Source organism: Weissella koreensis KACC 15510, assembly GCF_000219805.1.
GTDB classification, from domain to species: domain Bacteria; phylum Bacillota; class Bacilli; order Lactobacillales; family Lactobacillaceae; genus Weissella; species Weissella koreensis.
Map to the genome: position 1 here is coordinate 1,170,010 of NC_015759.1, position 18,994 is coordinate 1,189,003.

Consider the following 18,994-nt stretch of genomic DNA (forward strand, 5'->3'; position numbering starts at 1 on the left):
CACCGCGTTATTTTTTGAGTTTTTTAATTAGTTCATCACAATATTTATATTGTGGTAATCGCAAGTGACCGTTAGGTCGCATACTCAAGCTTGAATCATCAACGAAAGTTGATCGGTTAAGTTATTAAGGGCGCATGGTGAATGCCTTGGCACTAGGAGCCGATGAAGGACGGTACTAACACCGATATGCTTCGGGGAGCTGTAAGTAAGCTTTGATCCGGAGATTTCCGAATGGGGGAACCCAACTTGTTATGCAAGTTATCACTAGTTGAATATATAGACTAGTTGAAGGTAGACGTTGTGAACTGAAACATCTCATTAGCAACAGGAGTAGAAAGAAATATCGATTCCGTCAGTAGCGGCGAGCGAACCCGGAAGAGCCCAAACCAAAGTGCTTGCACTTTGGGGTTGTAGGACTACCGTTGTGGAGTTACAAAATTGTATGTTAGTCGAAGTGGTTGGGAAACCACGCGAAACAAGGTGATAGCCCTGTAGACGAAAACGTACAATCTCCCGTGTAGGATCCTGAGTACGGCCGGACACGTGAAATCCGGTCGGAATCTGGGAGGACCATCTCCCAAGGCTAAATACTACCTAGTGACCGATAGTGAACCAGTACCGTGAGGGAAAGGTGAAAAGCACCCCGGAAGGGGAGTGAAAAAGTTCCTGAAACCATGTGCCTACAAGAAGTCAGAGCCCGTTAATGGGTGATGGCGTGCCTTTTGTAGAATGAACCGGCGAGTTATGATTACATGCAAGGTTAAGGTGGAAAGACCGGAGCCGTAGCGAAAGCGAGTCTGAAATGGGCGACATAGTATGTAGTTGTAAACCCGAAACCAGGTGACCTACCCATGTCCAGGGTGAAGGTGTGGTAAGACGCACTGGAGGCCCGAACCTGTGCATGTTGAAAAATGCTAGGATGAGGTGTGGGTAGAGGTGAAATTCCAATCGAACTTGGAGATAGCTGGTTCTCTCCGAAATAGCTTTAGGGCTAGCCTCGGAATGTAGCGTATTGGAGGTAGAGCACTGTTTTGGTGCGGGGCCCATCTCGGGTTACCAAATTAAGATAAACTCCGAATGCCAATTACGTATGTCCGGGAGTCAGACAGTGAGTGATAAGATCCATTGTCGAAAGGGGAACAGCCCAGATCGTCAGTTAAGGTCCCTAAGTGTGTGTTAAGTGGAAAAGGATGTGGAGTTGCATAGACAACTAGGATGTTGGCTCAGAAGCAGCCACCATTTAAAGAGTGCGTAATAGCTCACTAGTCGAGTGATTCTGCGCCGAAAATGTACCGGGGCTAAACACACCACCGAAACTACGGGTGCCACGTAAGTGGCGCGATAGGAGAGCGTTCTATGGGCAATGAAGTCAGACCGTGAGGACTGGTGGAGCGCATAGAAGTGAGAATGCCGGTATGAGTAGCGAAAGACAGGTGAGAATCCTGTCCACCGAATGACTAAGGTTTCCTGGGGAAGGCTCGTCCTCCCAGGGTTAGTCGGGACCTAAGGCGAGGCCGAAAGGCGTAGTCGATGGATAACTGGTTGAGATTCCAGTACCAGGTGAACATGTTTGAACGATGGAGGGACGCAGAAGGCTAATGGATCCCAGCGACTGGAAGTGCTGGGTTAAATCACAAGTTTTGGGAGTAGTTAAATGCTTATCCCTTTAAGAACAAGTGATGATGAGGATCGAAATAAAGTAGAGAAGTCCATGATGTCACGCTGCCGAGAAAAGCTTCTAGTTAGTGTTTACCTGCCCGTACCGCAAACCGACACAGGTAGTCGAGGAGAGAATCCTAAGGTGTGCGAGTGAACTCTCGTTAAGGAACTCGGCAAAATGACCCCGTAACTTCGGGAGAAGGGGTGCTCAGCGCAAGCTGAGCCGCAGTGAATAGGCCCAGGCGACTGTTTATCAAAAACACAGGTTTCTGCAAAATCGAAAGATGACGTATAGGGGCTGACGCCTGCCCGGTGCTGGAAGGTTAAAAGGAGTGCTTAGCTTCGGCGAAGGTGCGAATTGAAGCCCCAGTAAACGGCGGCCGTAACTATAACGGTCCTAAGGTAGCGAAATTCCTTGTCGGGTAAGTTCCGACCCGCACGAAAGGCGTAACGATCTGGGCACTGTCTCAACGAGAGACTCGGTGAAATTTAAATACCCGTGAAGATGCGGGTTACCCGCGACAGGACGGAAAGACCCCATGGAGCTTTACTGTAGCTTGATATTGAGTGCTTGTGCAGCTTGTACAGAATAGGTAGGAGCCGTAGAAATCGGAACGCTAGTTTCGATAGAGGCAATAGTGGGATACTATCCTCGTTGTATGATCACTCTAACTCACACCACTAATCGTGGTGGAAGACAGTGTCTGGCAGGCAGTTTGACTGGGGCGGTCGCCTCCTAAAAGGTAACGGAGGCGCTCAAAGGTTCGCTCAGAATGGTTGGAAATCATTCGTAGAGTGTAAAGGCATAAGCGAGCTTGACTGCGAGACTAACAGGTCGAGCAGGTACGAAAGTAGGACTTAGTGATCCGGTGGTTCCGCATGGAAGGGCCATCGCTCAACGGATAAAAGCTACCCTGGGGATAACAGGCTTATCTCCCCCAAGAGTCCACATCGACGGGGAGGTTTGGCACCTCGATGTCGGCTCATCGCATCCTGGGGCTGTAGTCGGTCCCAAGGGTTGGGCTGTTCGCCCATTAAAGCGGTACGCGAGCTGGGTTCAGAACGTCGTGAGACAGTTCGGTCCCTATCCGTCGCGGGCGTAGGAAATTTGAGAGGAGCTGCCCTTAGTACGAGAGGACCGGGGTGGACGTACCACTGGTGTATCAGTTGTTCCGCCAGGAGCATCGCTGAGTAGCTATGTACGGATGAGATAAACGCTGAAAGCATCTAAGTGTGAAACTCGCCTCGAGATGAGATTTCCCATTCGAAAGAAGTAAGACCCCTTATAGATGATGAGGTAGATAGGCTAGGAGTGGAAGTACCGTGAGGTATGGAGCGGACTAGTACTAATGGTTCGAGGACTTAACCAAGTTGAATACGACGTGGTGGTTCGTTTATATTTATTTTTAAAAAAACACTTGACAATATGGTTCAGTTTTGAGAAAATTAATTCTCGTAAGCGTGTCGTAACGATAGCACTGAGGTCACACCTGTTCCCATCCCGAACACAGAAGTTAAGCTCAGTCACGCCGAAAGTAGTTGGAGGATCGCCTCCTGCGAGGATAGGAAGTTGCGACGCAATCATGGACGTTTAGCTCAGCTGGGAGAGCACCTGCCTTACAAGCAGGGGGTCACAGGTTCGATCCCTGTAACGTCCATTGGATCGTTAGCTCAGTTGGTAGAGCAGTGGACTTTTAATCCATTTGTCCAGGGTTCGAACCCCTGACGATCCATTGCCGAAAGGCATTATAAAAATGGCAATTACCATTGCCGACTTAGCTCAGTTGGTAGAGCATCGCTCTTGTAAAGCGGAGGTCGAAGGTTCGAACCCTTTAGTCGGCATTGCTGGATTGGCGGAATAGGTAGACGCAGGGGACTTAAAATCCCCCGATGGAAACATCGTGCCGGTTCGATTCCGGCATCCAGCATTTAACATATAATAACGCACCTATAGCGCAATTGGATAGAGTGTCTGACTACGAATCAGAAGGTTGCAGGTTCGACTCCTGCTAGGTGCATTTAGTCTTAAGGACTAATTATAAAATTTAATATCGGGACGTAGCTCAGCTTGGTAGAGCACCTGGTTTGGGACCAGGGGGTCGCAGGTTCGAATCCTGTCGTCCCGATTCTATAATGATTAAATATTATTATATTTCGCGGTGTAGCTCAGCTGGCTAGAGCGTCCGGTTCATACCCGGGAGGTCGAGGGTTCGATCCCCCCCGCCGCGATTTGACTTAACCAAGGACCTTTAGCTCAGTTGGTTAGAGCAGACGGCTCATAACCGTCCGGTCGTCGGTTCGAGTCCGACAGGGTCCATAGTGTTTGATGGATTTTGTTACTTATTGTATTATGGAGATGTACCCAAGTCTGGCTGAAGGGAACGGTCTTGAAAACCGTCAGGTCGGGAAACCGGCGCGTGGGTTCGAATCCCACCATCTCCTTTGTTTCATTTAATATTATTATCGCGGGTTGGAGCAGTCTGGTAGCTCGTCGGGCCCATAACCCGAAGGTCGTAGGTTCAAATCCTACACCCGCAATTTGGTCGCATGGTCTAGTTGGCTAGGACGCCTGCCTGTCACGCAGGAGATCACGGGTTCGAACCCCGTTGTGACCGTTATAATGGCTCGGTAGCTCAGTTGGTAGAGCATACGATTGAAGCTCGTAGTGTCGGGGGTTCGATTCCCTTCCGCGCCATTGGCTTTAAAGCCATTTTAAATTTTAATTAAGCGGATGTAGTACAATGGCTAGTGCTCCAGCCTTCCAAGCTGAGAATGCGGGTTCGATTCCCGTCATCCGCTTTCCATGTTAAAGTAATGTGGAAAGGGTATTTACAAACTTAATTAAGCGGATGTAGTACAATGGCTAGTGCTCCAGCCTTCCAAGCTGAGAATGCGGGTTCGATTCCCGTCATCCGCTCTATGGGCCTGTAGCTCAGCTGGTTAGAGCGCTGTGTTGATAACGCAGAGGTCACAGGTTCGAGTCCTGTCAGGCCCATTTGTTTAATAGAATGTTAAACATTTGGGGACATACTCAAGAGGCTGAAGAGGCGCCCCTGCTAAGGGTGTAGGTCGGGAAACTGGCGCGAGGGTTCGAATCCCTCTGTCTCCGTTATAATAAAATAAATTATTAAAAACTCCGTTATATCATGCTAATTGCTGGTATAACGGAGTTTATTTTTGTTAGTAAAGATTCAAAAAGATTCAAATTGAATTTATTAGAATACATAGCTTAGTGTGCATTTTTTGAAATCATATAAAAAAGAAAATAAAGCAAAAATTTGTTTGATGTATAAATTCATAAAAATATTTTTTAAATATCAATTGAAATATAATGACACTTAGTTTGTTATTCATATCCTGATAAGAATAATGTCTTAACAATATGAATAATTTTCTATTGACATTATTAGATGATCGAAACAATAAATTAAGGTCTTGTGTTGTATGCGTTTCCCCAATATACTTGAAACTATCTTAAAGGAGAGTGGGGATTGCGATGATTATTAAGGGTGAGATACTCAAGCATCAAAGAGAATCAATGGGGTTAAGTCAAAGATCATTAGCTGATGGAATTTGCCATCAATCATTAATTTCACGAATGGAAAGTGAAAGTCATATAACTAGTATGGTGATATTACAGGAGTTATGTCATCGTTTACAAATTGACTTAGATCAAATTGTTTCCTTGGAAGAACCCAATTATTTGAATTTGAATGCAGTGCGTAGTGCCTTAAATGTTGGAAACTATGGAATAGCGCGGCAATTACTCAAAAAGCAATGTAATATTAAACATTTGCCGGATGAATCAAAACCTCTATTTCATACACTCCATGCTCAATTAGATCTCAGTGCACGCAATTTTTTTGGAGCACTTAATGATTTACAGAATGCTAGTGTAGCGGTCACGCCTTTACAACGAAATCTAATTTTAGAAATTGAGATGGTGACCACAGAAGTTTGGTTAAAATTAAAAGACTGTGATAAAGCACGTTATTCCAATTCTATTGCACTTAAAAAATTACGTAATTTTCAAGGCATTAAACATAGTGTTTTAGACAATAACATAATTGTTGGAATTTATCGACAAAGCGCGCAACTTGAATTAGAGCAAAAGTCATTGGTGGTAGCAGAAAAATTTTTAAGACAAGCACGTGAATATGCGTCTAAAGTCACTTTAACTGCTGAACTGGTGCGCTTAAATTTAGTAGAAGGACGTTTAAAAAAATTACAAAATGAAAAGAGAGAATCATGCAAAGCCTATATCCGTGCTTATACTGGTGCGGAACAACTAGGTGATACAGTTATGATGGATGATATTAAGCCCTTTTTAGCTGAACATAAAATTGATTATTTTGATTAAGGTCATCTTAACTTAAATTTGGTATCATATAGACAATAGCCTTCAAAATTAAGATAGATAAAATTGAGGGATTTGGGCAGGTAGTATGATGGCAAAAAAAAGAAATAAATGGATTAAAAAATTTAATTTAAAAAAAGTGTTTGTTAAAAAAGGACGTCTACAGGTTGGACGGGTTTTGATTGTACTATGCTTGTTATTGTTGGGGGTAAGTCGCGTGTCAGATCTGTTACATTATCAGCCCAGTCAGAGCGTGGATGTTAGTAAGTTACCAATGAATAAACTTACTAAGCAACAGTTTATTCAAAGAATTGCTCCTGAAGCTCAAGATATTCAAACGCAAACAGGAATTCGTGCATCAATTAGTATTGCACAAGCTGGTTTGGAATCGGACTGGGGTAAATCGACTTTGGCGTATAAATACAATAACTTTTTTGGGGTTAAAGCCTCAAGTGGGATGCAAAGTATTGATTTATCAACTAGTGAATATATTGATAATAAATGGGTACAAGTTAAGGCACCTTTTCGAGTTTATAGTTCATGGCAAGCCTCAATGGAAGATCATGCTGATCTATTGTTAAAAGGAACAACGGATAACCCTAATCGTTATGCTAGAGTGGTTTCAGGAAGTAATGTGGAAGAGTCCGCTCAAGCATTAGTGGATGGCGGATATGCAACTGACCCAGATTATGCAGTAAAGCTGATAGATATTATAAAGACTTATAACTTAACGCAATATGATCATTAAGGAGTAAAGAAAATGCAAATTTTACCAGGAAGCACCATTGGTATACTTGGTGATAATACAAATAATGCACCTTTAATTCGGCATGCACATAAGATGGGGTTAAATGTTGCTTTATTTACCGAAAAAAAGTATGAAAATTATCGAACAGAATCCGATTATTGGTTCATGGGGGACGATCAATGGGCTGACTTTATTGGCTTATCAACGGTAATTATTTATAATCAAAATTGGTTGTCATTTCAAATGATGGATCGCTTAGCTGAAATTGATTTACCACAAGGGACAACCTTATTAGAATTAACGAGTGATGCCACTTTGTTAAGAGGACTCTTTGAAGAAAATGCAATAAATATCTTGCCATATCAGTTGGCTAGTACATTAGATGAAGTAGCATTGGCTGCTAGTGCTTTAACATACCCCGTGAGAGTTAAATCGATCTTTAAGACTGGTCAAAATAGTAAATCAGTTATTCTAATGGGGTCTTGGGATTTGGGCCTAGTTGCGCCTCTAATTGATGGGGGACAGTTATTAGTTGAAACTTGGGCAGTTGACGCCAAACAGATTAGTTTACCTATAGTAATTGACCAAAAAGACCAATATGTTAGTTATCCACTTCTAGAAGTCACTACTAAACAAGGGGTTAAACAATTAGCATCTGGGATCAGACTTGAAGAAGATATGGAACAAGCCTTATATGAGACGACGTCTGAAATTTTAAAGACTATTCAATATGTTGGAGCGTTAACTATTAATTTCTTGGTTACACCAGAAAACAATTTATATGTACATGATATTATTACTGGAATTAACCCAGGACAATTAGTATCTGAGGTGGGTGAAAACTCGGATATTGCCTTGCAAATGTTACGGGCAATTACAGGTCAAGCTTTACTACCAATTAAAAATAATGTTAAAAATAAGATCTTATCTCGCAGTATTGAGCCGGAACACCTACCTCGTTTATACACACAGTGGGAAATTCGTGATAATTGGATACTAACGGTTTACCCGAATATTAATGCTAAAGGAGTTGTGGGTGAAGTTGTTGCGATAGGTGATAGCTGGGATAAATTACAAACTCAATTCGATGTATCAGGTATTTGGTTTATTGATGAAGAAATTAATGATTAGAAATAAAAATTAAAAGCCCAATGAATTCTGATGAGAGAAAGCATTGGGCTTATCTATTTTAAGCATTAAATTTAAATAATGTAAAAAACGGTAATGAAGGCACTTGTAAGAGCTAGAAGTAACATTAAGTAAACGAAAACTTGTAATGTTTTAGCCATACGTGATTTTTTCTTTTTGGGCATATTTTCTCTCTTTCTAATCGTTCGTCTGAAATATATTGTAACAAACGTTTTTTAATTTGAGTAGGATTACATGCTATAATAAAAAAATTAGTGAAAGGAGAATTGATATGTTTTCAATATTTGATTGGAAGCTTGGTTTGGGAGCGATCTTAATTATTTGGATCTTTTTGAATCTGGGTCATTCATTACCGTTAATAAAAATGATTCCAAAGCATATCAAACCTCTTAGTATTGTTGTTCCATTATTTTGGTGGGAAATTGGCGCCATTTCCTTTCAGAGTTGGCAATTAGCATTTATACCCTATCTTTTTTTAATGTTTATATTATGGGGAATTGCACTTGCTGTATTTCAAGGATTTTTAGGGCAACATTATACATTTAGACGCTTTATCAGAGTATGGTGGAGAATTATTGAATTAACCACATTAATTACTCTGATTATTTTTATCATTATGGGTTGGGGGCATTAAGCAAAATGGAAAAGATTAATGGAATTGTGAAAAGTTGGAATGAAAAAGACGGTTATGGGTATATTGAGGTTCCCAATGAAGATGATGTTTTTGTGCATTTTTCAGGAATTGAAGACCGAAATCGTAACCTTGAAATTGGCGAAAATGTTAAGTTAGTAGTTATTAACGGTGTACGTGGAGCACAAGCTGCTTTAGTGAGCCGTGACTTGGGAGAAGAATAATTAAAGATTTAGAAATTAAAGAATATGAAGAAAAGGTTTTAAATGAAGAAACCGTATATGCAGGGCATATTATTGATGTTGTAAAAGAGACTGTCGAATTACCTAATGGAACATCTGCTAGCCGAGATATTGTACATCATGTACCGGCTGTGGCTATTATTGTAATCAATCAGGATGACCAGATTTTAGTCGTACATCAATGGCGTGCTGCAGTACGTGCTATGACTATTGAGATACCGGCTGGTAAAATGGATAAACGTGATCTTAAACCCATTGAAACGGCAGTTCGTGAATTAAATGAAGAGGTTCGTTTAGAAGCTGGTGAATTACAATTAATTACTAATTTTTATTCATCAATTGGATTTGCTGATGAAAAAATTTTCATCTATTATGCTACCAATTTAACACCGGTAAAAAAAGCTTTACCTCAAGATGCAGACGAACAATTAATGCTAGAATGGGTAGACTTTTCAACAATGGAACAAATGTTTAAAAATGGAGAATTAAATGATGCTAAAACTAGTTTCGCTTTTCTATATTGGCAAAGTTTAAGACTAAAGGCGGCAAAATAATATGAATAAACCGTGGGAAAATTTTAAGTATAATCCTTTTAACCGAAAAAAAACATTATCTGCTGAGGAAGAAACAGAAAGTGTTTTTGAACAGTTAAAAAGGTATTCTGGGGAAGATTTAAAAAAACCTTTGACACGAGCAGAGAACCGTTTAACCCACAAAGGTAAATTTGAAATTGATCCTGAAACTAGAAAATTAACGCCAACTGGTAAAACTGACCGACTTAAATATCGTTTGAATTGGATTATTTTATGGTTAGTACTAGGTTGTGTAATTACATGGTTGGTTTTGTTTTTTCTATAAGAATAAAAAATTAATCTATTAAGTGAAAAATTTAAATAGACATATCAAGAGGTAATCTAAATGAGATACGGAATTATAAATGCTGAACAGACCGAAATGGATGGATTACTGGCAGCAATGAAAAACGAAACCATTAAAACAATTCAAGGTGTTGATTTTCACGAAGGTTTGATTGGATCAAACGAGGTTGTGGTGGTTAATGGTGGGATTGGAAAAGTAGCCGCAGCCTTAACAGCAACGTTATTATTATCACAATTTGAAATTGATCGAGTGATTAATTCGGGCTCCGCTGGTGCTTTAGGGGATGGCCTTAAAATTGGTGATATTGTGGTGGCTGATGAATTAGCCTACTTCGATGCAGATGCGCAAGTCTTTGGATATGAATATGGACAAGTTCCACAACAACCAGCACGTTTTACAGCTGATGTAGAATTAGTTTCAGGGTTGATTGCTTCTTATCAAGATCAACAAGCACAAGTTAAAACTGGGTTGATTGTTTCGGGAGATACTTTTATTAATTCTGTGGAACAAAAGCAAGCGATTAAAGCTCATTTTCCAACAGTTCAATCTGGTGAAATGGAAGGGGCAGCGATTGCGCAAGTTGCTACTCAATTTAAAATCCCATTTGCAGTAGTTCGTGCAATTTCAGATAATGCAAATGGTGAGGCTGGAATGTCATATGACGAATTTGTCGTGGCTGCTGGAGAACAATCAGCAAAAGTTTTAATCGATTTTTTGGCCTAGGAATCAAGTCTTGTTAATGCCGGGCTAAAATGCTATGATGAGTAGTGTAAATAAAAGCTCTTAATCGAGTGGTCTGGGAAACATTTTCTAGACCGCTCATTTTTTTGGAGAAGCTCATAATTTAAATTAAATTTTTATTAATGAATAAAGGAGGAGTCCTATGTCAGAAATTATTGAAAAAGTCCGGAATGTGATTGAACCAGTACTTGATGAACAAGGCTATATGCTTTGGGCGATTGAATATGATCGAATGGATGATGATATGGTTTTACGAGCCTTAGTTGATCGTAAGAGTGGTTCCATTAATATGGATGATTTAGTTCATTTAACTGAGATCATCGGAGAATTGGTTGATACGATTCAACCTGATCCGTTTCCAGATGCTTACATGCTAGATGTTTCATCACCAGGAGCTGAACGTAAATTAGTGCAGTTGCGTGATTATGAATGGGCTTTGAATCAAAAAATTGTCCTAACTTTGAAACAACAAGCTGCTAATGATGATGACTTGATTGGCGAATTAATTGAAATTCAAAATGATGGTGTAGTTATTAAGCAAACAATCAAGAATAAAAACATTTCGACTCCTGTAGCTTGGACCGAAATTAAAGGTGCTAAGTTAGCCTTAGTTCAAGATCGTAGTTTAAATTCAGATGAAGATTTTGCATGGGCTTTAAATAAAATGGTTCAAGTAAATACTTATCAAAAAATTGATGGTGAAAAAGTCTTTAAGGGTGAGTTGATAGACTTTGATGCAGATCAATTAGTCATTGAGTCCGAAGAGCAATCAGTGTCTGTTCCAAGGACAGCGATTGCCAAAGCTCGTCAAGTAAGCGCAGATTAATAAGTGGAGATAAAAAAATGAGTAAAGAAATCGTTGCAGCGTTAGACGCATTAGAGACGGAACGTGGAATTCAATCAGAAGTTTTAATCGATGCTATTGAAGTTGCTTTAGCTAAAGCTTATGAAGAAAACTATGATGACGCAACTAATGTTGAAGTAAATTTTGACCGTAAAAAAGGTAACATTAAAGTTTATCAAATTAAGACCGTGGTATCAGAAGAAGAATTAGAAAATCATAATTTACAAATTAGTTTAGAAGAAGCACATAAATTACATAAAGATTATGAAATTGGGGATGAAATTAAATTTGAAGTAACCCCCGGTGACTTTGGTCGTTTGGCCGCTGGAAAAGCTAAGCAAATTATTATTCAAAAAGTTCGTGAAGCCGAACGAATGAAGGTTTACAATGAATATAAAGATGACTTAGATGAGGTGATCACGGGTGAAGTGGCTTATCAGGATAATCGTTACTTATATGTAACATTACCTGGCGGAAAAGAAGCAGCTATGAAGACTCAAGATCAAATGACTAATGAAAGTTATCGAAATGGCGATCTAATTAAAGTCCTTTTGACTGAAGTAGAGCAAGAAATAAAACGTGGACCACAAATCTTCGTTTCTCGGACGGCTCCTAATTTGGTAAAACGTTTGTTTGAGGCTGAAGTTCCTGAAGTTCAAGATGGAACGGTTGAAATCAAAGCAATTGCACGTGAAGCTGGTGACCGTTCAAAGGTTGCAGTCGTTTCATATAATGAAAACTTAGATGCTGTTGGTACAATGATTGGACAACGTGGTGCACGAGTTCAAACGGTGATTTCTGAATTATCTGGAGAAAACTTAGATATCATTCAATGGTCAGAAGATCCAACAGAATTTATTGTGAACGCCCTACGGACGACCGATAAGGCTGAGGTATTGGAAGTAATCTTTGACCTATCTAATGATCGTGGTGTTACTGTTTTGGTTCCAGATGATCAGCTTTCACTTTTCATTGGGAAGCGTGGTCAAAATGCTCGCTTAGCAGCTAAATTGACTAATTTTTCAATTGATATTAAGCCAGAGGCACAACGTGACGTAGTATATGCTGAAATGGAAGAAAAGGTTGGAACAGTTGGGACTAAGCCAACAATGAATGAGGCCGAAAAAGCTTTTGAAGAACTTGACCTAAACTAGAGTTTGGAGGTTAGCGATGAAAGAACGTAAAATTCCAATGCGCAAAGATCTTGTAACGGGTGAGATGGTCCCAAAGCAAGATTTAATTCGGATCGTTAAAACTCCCGATGGAACGGTTAAGTTAGATGAAACTAATCGAGCCAATGGTCGGGGGGCTTATTTAAAAGTTGATGTTGAAATTGCTAAGAAGGCAAAGCAACGCCGTACTTTTGATAAGGCATTTAGCACCCACTTAGATGATCTATTCTATGATGAATTAATTGCTTATGTCGACCATCAACAAGGACGACGGGAATTATTTGGAAATGGAAAATAGACAAAAATTATTAAACCTTTTAGGCTTAGCACGCCGCGCCAGAAAATTAGTGACCGGAGAAGATATGGTTTTAAAAGCTATTCGTAACGGAAAAGTACAACTAGTATTCTTTGCACAAGATGGTGGCGACAGCACTAAGAAAAAATTTACTAATAAAACACAAAGTTATAACGTTGCTTTTTCAACAATGTTAACTCGACAAGAAATTGCAGATGCAACTGGTATGGCACGCTCATTAGTGGCAGTTTCAGATCGAGGCTTTGCTAAAAAGATGAAAGAATATCTAAAACAAGAGGAGGAAACTCAATGACCAAGCGAATTTTTGAATTAGCAAAAGAATTGAATGTTCCATCAAAGGAATTGGTCGCTACGGCTAAAGCTGCTGGAATTGAAGTTAAGTCGCACATGTCAACGGTAGACGCTGACCAAGAAGCGGCTTTACGTCAAAAGAAACAACCGGCATCAAAAGAAGCAACTAAGTCAACCCAAAATGCAGCTAAGCCTGCTAATCATAAAAAAGAGGTTCAACCGGTGGAAAAAAAGTCAGCTGAGAATCAAAAACCAAAAGAACAAGAAAATAACAATCAACCAGCTAAAGCAGCCAAACCTGCTGTTAAAAAAGTTGTCGTAGCACAAAAAAGTCAAGGTAATCAACGCAACAACCGTAATAATAATGGTGGTTGGAGTGATCGCCGTGGTAATAATAACGGTAATCGCCGTGGTAAGCGTAATAATAACCGTAATCGCAACAATAATAATGCTAATCGTCCAGCACCAACTGTTCGTAAAGACCAGCCTTTACCAGAAACTTTGGTTTATTCAGTTGGGATGAATGTTCAAGATATTGCTAAGTTGATTCATCGTGATGCAACAGAAATTATCAAGAAGTTGTTTATGCTCGGTGTAATGGTCAACCAAAATCAATCTTTGGATGCTGATACAATTGAAATTTTGGCTGCGGATTATGGAATTAATGCTGAGCCAAAAGTTGAAGTTGACATTACTGATTTGGACCAATTCTTTGAAGCTGAGCCAGAAAATAGTGATGATTTAGAGCCACGAGCACCCGTTGTTACTATCATGGGACACGTCGATCATGGAAAGACAACTTTGTTGGACTATCTTCGAAACTCACACATTACAGAAGGCGAAGCTGGTGGAATTACCCAACATATTGGAGCTTACCAAGTTAAATTAGATGGACGAGTTATAACTTTCTTGGATACTCCTGGTCACGCGGCCTTTACGGCAATGCGTGCACGTGGAGCTGATATCACCGATATTACGATCTTAGTTGTTGCGGCTGATGACGGTGTGATGCCACAAACAATTGAAGCCATCAATCACGCTAAGGCAGCTAACGCACCAATTATCGTAGCAGTTAATAAGATTGATAAGCCTGGGGCTAATCCTGAAAATGTTATTAATCAATTAATGCAATACGAATTGATTCCAGAAGAATATGGTGGAGATACCATTTTCGTTAATATTTCAGCTAAGTTTGGTCAAAATATTGATGAATTATTGGAAATGATCTTGTTGCAAGCTGACGTTTTGGATTTGCATGCTAATCCTAATCAACGTGCGGCTGGTTCAGTTATTGAAGCACGTTTGGATAAGGGACGTGGAGCAACTGCTACGGTCTTAGTACAACAAGGGACAATGCACGTTGGTGATCCAATTGTTGTTGGGAATACCTTTGGTAAAGTTCGTACGATGACTAATGATCGTGGTCGTCGAATTAAAGAGGCTACACCATCAACTCCAGTTGAAATTACTGGATTAAATGATGTACCATCAGCAGGAGATCGTTTCGTGGTCTTTGAAGATGAAAAGACAGCTCGTGCAGCTGGTGAAGAACGAGCAAAGCGTGCTTTGCTTTTGGATCGTAAGCGTAATAATGTTGTTTCAGTGGCCGACCTCTTTGATAAGATGGCTGAAAATGAAATGAAGTCTGTTCCTGTTATCATCAAGGCCGATGTACAAGGATCAGTGGAAGCATTAGCTGGTTCATTGAAGAAGATCGATGTTGAAGGCGTTAAGGTTGATATTATCCACACTGCTGTTGGGGCAATTAATGAATCTGATATTACTTTGGCTGAAGCATCTGGGGCAATCATTGTCGGATTTAACGTTCGACCAACACCACAAGCAAAGATGCAATCTGAATCTAATTCAGTTGATATCCGTTTGCACTCTGTTATTTATAACGCTATTGATGAAATCGAAGCTGCTATGAAGGGTCAATTGGAACCAGTCTTTGAAGAACAAGTAATTGGAACGGCTCAAATTCTTGAACTATTCCGTGTTTCAAAGGTTGGAACAATTGCTGGTTCAATGATGATGAGTGGAAAAATAACGCGGGATTCAAGCGTACGTTTAATCCGTGATGGAATTGTGATTTTTGATGGTAAAATTGGTTCATTACGTCGTGGTAAAGATGACGTTAAGGAAGTTAAGAATGGAACTGACTTTGGAATGACCATTGAAAATTATAATGATGAAAAAGTTGGCGATGAAGTTGAAGTTTATCAAATGGTCGAAGTTAAGCCGAAGTAAGGTTATTTCTGACAGTGTAAATATTTAAATTGTCATAATTAATTATAGGAGGTTCCAATGGCACAACAAAATTTCCGGGTCGGGCGTTTAGAACAAGAAATTCAACGTTCCGTTAATGAAATCTTATTAAAAAGAATTCGGGATCCCCGAGTTCAAGATGTAACAATTACCGGGGTTGAAGTTACCGGTGATTTACAACAAGCTACAATTTATTATAGTGTGTTGTCAGAGCTTGCTTCTGTTAATCAAAAAGCAGCAGATGGTTTAACTGCCGCTACGGGATTAATTCGTAAAGAGGTTGGAGCAACTTTGAATATCTATAAAACACCGGAGATATTCTTTAAAAAAGATGATTCAGTGGTTTATGGAAATAAAATTGATGATTTAATTCGTCAACTGCATACAGAAGATCGTCCTAAGCGTCAAGATTAACCTTGATTTTAGAACACTTGTATTATAAAAGAGGACTGGAAAATTATTTTTCTATGTCTTCTTTTTTTATGGCAAAATTAATCAAAACATGAAAAGTTAAAGACCACAATAAGATTTAAAGAGATTAAAATGTCTTCAATTTAAGATATGCTATACTTTTAATTGATTGTTCAATTTAAAAATAATATTAATAAAATTCAATGGGAGGAATTATGGCAAGTCCACGAAAAACCACGAAAAATGCTGCAAAAAAAAAGCGGAAGACAAGTCGTAAAAAGCAAACAGAAAATACAAAGTATACTCTTCATATTATTGGACTAATTGGAATTTTAGCTGCCATCACTGCCATTGGACAATTTGGAATTGTTGGAGCATTCTTAGCTAATGTGACCCGCTGGGTGGTTGGTGATACCTACCAGCTATTTTTAGTTTTAACTTTGATTGTTTTAGTTGGATTAGCTGTTTATGGAAAAATGCCGGCAATTAAGCGACAACATTTAATCGGTATTGGCCTCTTTTATCTAGGTTTGACTCTTATTGGATCAATTAGGTTATTTAATCATTTAAATCAACATCATCAATTTGTACATAGAGTTACAAGCTTGATTGAACAGGATATAAATAATAATTTAGTTCGAACATCAGTTGGTGGAGGAAGTTTAGGAGCTCTTACTCTATCCCTTACTTATCCAGCACTAGCTAATTGGGGTTCTTGGATTATTGCGGTTGTGTTATTGATTAGTGGGGTTGTAGTACTCTTTAAATTACCTGTTAAAGATTTGATGATAGGAATATTTTCAGCAACAGAATATACTGCCAATAAAGTTAGTGACTCTACTCGATCAGCAGTTGAAGTAAGTGCTAAAAAAATGACAGAATTAAATGAGGCTTATAAACAGCGACGTAGCAATATTGCAGCAGAAGTGTTTGAAGCTGATTTTGAGGTTAAAAATAGTAAACACACCTCTAATAAAAATGTGGTAGAGACGCCCTTTTCAAATCAGGATGTTCAAAAAGAAATCCATGGGAATCCATTTGCGCCAGAGTTTGGTGAACCGGCAAGTGACCAGACTATTTCTACCAAAGATGAATTTGTAATGCCAGAAATTATTGCACCAAGTGGTGGTCCCGCAGTGATGCAGACGGTCAAAGCACCTGGTTTCAGTACAATTAAGCATCAAATTGATCCTGAGACAGGTGAAATTTTAGATTCAGATTCCTCAGATGAATTAGAAGTAGATACGATGGTTCAGACCAAGGTTAACGAAGTGGAACATATACAGTTCAGAACTAATCCTAATTTTAATTCGAATGTTATAACTACGCAGATTAATACAGGGATTACTGAAGATAATAATTTGGAAAAGATTGCAGAAAGCCTTGAGCCAAATTTGCTTGATAGTGAAGAAATCGCAACGCTTAATAATTCGGATCAAACGGGAAACTCGAATTCTGATGAATCTGAATTTGAACCTGAACTTGAACCTGATCCTGATCCTAAACTGGGTTCTGTAACAAATGAATTTAAATCAGGCGCTGAGTTGGCTGCAGAGTTAGTGCCAAAATCAGAAGCTGAAGAAGTACCAATACCAAAATCAGCAGCTGCTAGTCATGTTGATTTGCTTCGCTCAGATGCAAATTATAAAGCCTCACAGCATCAAACAGTGGCCGAAGAATATCATTCTACGCCTGAAGTCGGCATTGATGTGAACGGATTCAACCAACAGGTTAGTGCTAAACCATATGAATTGCCAGATGTAAGCCTTCTAACTAAGGCTGATTCAACCGATCAAAGCGATGAGAAGAATCAATTGGCAGAAAAATCTCGGATTTTGCAACAAACTTTAGAGAGCTTTCATATTAAGGCCACGGTTGAAAAAGTTGTTTTGGGACCCACAATTACGCAATATGAGATTAAACCGGCAGTTGGAGTAAAGGTTTCTAAAATAACCAATTTGGCAGATGATTTAGCAATGGCTTTGGCTGCTAAAAGTTTGCGAATTGAAGCCCCGATTCCTGGTAAATCATTGGTTGGAATTGAAGTAGCAAATGAACATCAAGCTGTGGTTGGATTCCGAAATATGTTTGAAAAGGTTGGGGTTAATCGTAAGAAAATTTTGGAAGTTCCTATTGGTATGAGTGTAACCGGTGAGACTGTAAAAATGGATCTTACGAAGATGCCACATCTTTTAATTGCTGGATCAACTGGATCTGGTAAGTCGGTAGCAATTAATACTATTTTGGCAGCAATTTTATTGCAGGCTAAACCATCAGAATTACGGTTAATGTTAGTTGACCCTAAAAAAGTAGAATTAAGTGTATATAATGATATTCCTCATTTGATCACACCAGTGGTTTCAGAGCCGCGTAAGGCAGCCGCAGCTTTGAAAAAAGTGGTTGCTGAGATGGATAAGCGATTTGATAAACTAGCTGAGATGGGCGTTCGAAATTTGGATGGCTATAATAAGGCAGTTGATGAACATAATGCCCAAGGGCAAAGCCAGTTACTACATATGCCTTATTTAGTTGTCATTATTGACGAATTAGCTGATTTGATGATTACAGTATCTGGTGAAGTTGAACCAGCTATTGTCAGAATCGCACAATTAGGCCGAGCAGCTGGAATTCATTTGATTGTTGCAACTCAACGACCTTCTGTTGATGTTATTACTGGTTTGATTAAAGCCAACGTGCCATCTAGAATGGCCTTTGCGGTAGGTTCTGGAACCGATTCTCGAACGATTTTGGACGGAAATGGCGCTGAAAAATTACTTGGACGTGGAGATATGCTATTTAAACCTATTGGTGCAAATGGTGCTGAGCGTGTTCAAGGGGCCTTTATGTCTGATGATGATGTAGAAACATTGACAAACTTTATTAAGCAACAAGGTAGCGCAGAATACGATCAAAATATGGAAATTACAGATGCTGATCTTAAATCTATGGATGGGAATGGGTCTGAATCTGGTAATGACAAAAGTATGTTAGATGAAATGTGGGACGACGCACTAGACTTTGCTGCAATCGAAGGTGAAGTTTCAGCTTCAATGATGCAACGTCACTTCCGTATGGGTTATAATCGTGCAGCACGATTAGTCGATGATATGGAAGCACAGGGCGTGATTGGCAGCGCAACAGGTGGTAAAAGGCGTCCGGTCTTGATGAATAAAGAACAGTGGTATGCCAGTCAAGAACAATTGAACAATTAGGTCAAATTGTTATGAAAAATAATGGTATTTTATAAGATATTAAAAAAGCTAGGGTTATTTTCCTTAGCTTTTTT

General features: G+C 39.5%; 15 protein-coding genes, 16 tRNA genes and 2 rRNA genes. All 33 read left to right on the plus strand.

What is annotated here, in order from left to right; all coding sequences use genetic code 11:
• The first annotated feature begins 114 nt into the window (after positions 1–114).
• A 23S ribosomal RNA gene (locus WKK_RS05660) occupies positions 115–3,029 on the plus strand.
• A 92-nt stretch (positions 3,030–3,121) separates the two neighbouring features.
• Positions 3,122–3,238 (plus strand): 5S ribosomal RNA (rrf, locus tag WKK_RS05665).
• Positions 3,239–3,244: 6 nt separating this feature from the next.
• Positions 3,245–3,317, plus strand: a tRNA-Val gene (locus WKK_RS05670).
• Between the two features lie 2 nt (positions 3,318–3,319).
• Positions 3,320–3,392: transfer RNA gene (locus WKK_RS05675), tRNA-Lys, on the plus strand.
• A gap of 36 nt (positions 3,393–3,428) precedes the next feature.
• Positions 3,429–3,501 (plus strand) — tRNA-Thr (locus WKK_RS05680).
• A 2-nt stretch (positions 3,502–3,503) separates the two neighbouring features.
• Positions 3,504–3,587: transfer RNA gene (locus WKK_RS05685), tRNA-Leu, on the plus strand.
• Between the two features lie 16 nt (positions 3,588–3,603).
• Positions 3,604–3,677: transfer RNA gene (locus tag WKK_RS05690), tRNA-Arg, on the plus strand.
• A 34-nt stretch (positions 3,678–3,711) separates the two neighbouring features.
• Positions 3,712–3,785 (plus strand) — tRNA-Pro (locus WKK_RS05695).
• 29 nt (positions 3,786–3,814) lie between these two features.
• Positions 3,815–3,888: transfer RNA gene (locus WKK_RS05700), tRNA-Met, on the plus strand.
• Between the two features lie 14 nt (positions 3,889–3,902).
• A tRNA-Ile gene (locus WKK_RS05705) sits at positions 3,903–3,976 on the plus strand.
• A gap of 35 nt (positions 3,977–4,011) precedes the next feature.
• Positions 4,012–4,101: transfer RNA gene (locus tag WKK_RS05710), tRNA-Ser, on the plus strand.
• Between the two features lie 22 nt (positions 4,102–4,123).
• Positions 4,124–4,197: transfer RNA gene (locus WKK_RS05715), tRNA-Met, on the plus strand.
• Positions 4,198–4,200: 3 nt separating this feature from the next.
• Positions 4,201–4,274 (plus strand) — tRNA-Asp (locus WKK_RS05720).
• 7 nt (positions 4,275–4,281) lie between these two features.
• Positions 4,282–4,354, plus strand: a tRNA-Phe gene (locus WKK_RS05725).
• 32 nt (positions 4,355–4,386) lie between these two features.
• A tRNA-Gly gene (locus tag WKK_RS05730) sits at positions 4,387–4,458 on the plus strand.
• Positions 4,459–4,504: 46 nt separating this feature from the next.
• Positions 4,505–4,576: transfer RNA gene (locus WKK_RS05735), tRNA-Gly, on the plus strand.
• Between the two features lie 4 nt (positions 4,577–4,580).
• Positions 4,581–4,654, plus strand: a tRNA-Ile gene (locus WKK_RS05740).
• Between the two features lie 26 nt (positions 4,655–4,680).
• Positions 4,681–4,768, plus strand: a tRNA-Ser gene (locus WKK_RS05745).
• 387 nt (positions 4,769–5,155) lie between these two features.
• Positions 5,156–6,019: a helix-turn-helix domain-containing protein gene (locus WKK_RS05750; RefSeq protein WP_013989747.1), complete on the plus strand. Its 864-nt coding sequence runs from the start codon at positions 5,156–5,158 to the stop codon at positions 6,017–6,019.
• 85 nt (positions 6,020–6,104) lie between these two features.
• Positions 6,105–6,764: a glycoside hydrolase family 73 protein gene (locus WKK_RS05755; RefSeq protein ID WP_006845148.1), complete on the plus strand. Its 660-nt coding sequence runs from the start codon at positions 6,105–6,107 to the stop codon at positions 6,762–6,764.
• 12 nt (positions 6,765–6,776) lie between these two features.
• Positions 6,777–7,895, plus strand: a complete 1,119-nt coding sequence (locus tag WKK_RS05760) for an ATP-grasp domain-containing protein (RefSeq protein ID WP_013989749.1) — start codon at positions 6,777–6,779, stop codon at positions 7,893–7,895.
• A 289-nt stretch (positions 7,896–8,184) separates the two neighbouring features.
• Positions 8,185–8,547 carry a DUF3397 family protein gene (locus WKK_RS05765; protein WP_006845150.1) on the plus strand — a complete coding sequence of 121 codons (363 nt, stop codon included), beginning with the start codon at positions 8,185–8,187 and terminating at the stop codon, positions 8,545–8,547.
• Between the two features lie 5 nt (positions 8,548–8,552).
• Positions 8,553–8,768, plus strand: a complete 216-nt coding sequence (locus tag WKK_RS05770; RefSeq protein ID WP_006845151.1) for a cold-shock protein — start codon at positions 8,553–8,555, stop codon at positions 8,766–8,768.
• A 149-nt stretch (positions 8,769–8,917) separates the two neighbouring features.
• The gene (locus tag WKK_RS05775) at positions 8,918–9,340 is read left to right on the plus strand and encodes an NUDIX hydrolase (protein ID WP_006845152.1); all 423 of its coding nucleotides are present in this window, start codon (positions 8,918–8,920) and stop codon (positions 9,338–9,340) included.
• 1 nt (position 9,341) lies between these two features.
• Complete coding sequence (locus tag WKK_RS05780) at positions 9,342–9,644, plus strand: hypothetical protein (RefSeq protein WP_006845153.1); 303 nt, start codon at positions 9,342–9,344, stop codon at positions 9,642–9,644.
• 60 nt (positions 9,645–9,704) lie between these two features.
• Positions 9,705–10,388, plus strand: coding sequence for a 5'-methylthioadenosine/adenosylhomocysteine nucleosidase (locus WKK_RS05785; protein ID WP_013989750.1), 684 nt, complete (start codon positions 9,705–9,707; stop codon positions 10,386–10,388).
• 160 nt (positions 10,389–10,548) lie between these two features.
• Positions 10,549–11,232 carry a ribosome maturation factor gene (locus WKK_RS05790; protein ID WP_013989751.1) on the plus strand — a complete coding sequence of 228 codons (684 nt, stop codon included), beginning with the start codon at positions 10,549–10,551 and terminating at the stop codon, positions 11,230–11,232.
• Between the two features lie 17 nt (positions 11,233–11,249).
• On the plus strand, positions 11,250–12,404 hold the full coding sequence (gene nusA, locus WKK_RS05795; protein ID WP_013989752.1) for a transcription termination factor NusA: 1,155 nt from the start codon (positions 11,250–11,252) through the stop codon (positions 12,402–12,404).
• Between the two features lie 16 nt (positions 12,405–12,420).
• Positions 12,421–12,720, plus strand: coding sequence for an RNase P modulator RnpM (gene rnpM / locus WKK_RS05800; RefSeq protein ID WP_006845157.1), 300 nt, complete (start codon positions 12,421–12,423; stop codon positions 12,718–12,720).
• A complete protein-coding gene (locus WKK_RS05805) occupies positions 12,710–13,030 on the plus strand; it encodes a YlxQ-related RNA-binding protein (protein WP_006845158.1) in 321 nt (106 codons plus the stop codon). The genes rnpM and WKK_RS05805 overlap by 11 nt, the downstream gene beginning before the upstream one ends.
• Positions 13,027–15,279, plus strand: coding sequence for a translation initiation factor IF-2 (gene infB / locus WKK_RS05810; protein ID WP_006845159.1), 2,253 nt, complete (start codon positions 13,027–13,029; stop codon positions 15,277–15,279). Before WKK_RS05805 ends, infB begins: the two co-directional genes overlap by 4 nt.
• 57 nt (positions 15,280–15,336) lie before the next feature.
• The gene (gene rbfA, locus WKK_RS05815) at positions 15,337–15,711 is read left to right on the plus strand and encodes a 30S ribosome-binding factor RbfA (protein WP_006845160.1); all 375 of its coding nucleotides are present in this window, start codon (positions 15,337–15,339) and stop codon (positions 15,709–15,711) included.
• 212 nt (positions 15,712–15,923) lie between these two features.
• Positions 15,924–18,920, plus strand: coding sequence for a DNA translocase FtsK (locus tag WKK_RS05820; RefSeq protein ID WP_013989753.1), 2,997 nt, complete (start codon positions 15,924–15,926; stop codon positions 18,918–18,920).
• Positions 18,921–18,994 lie beyond the last annotated feature (74 nt).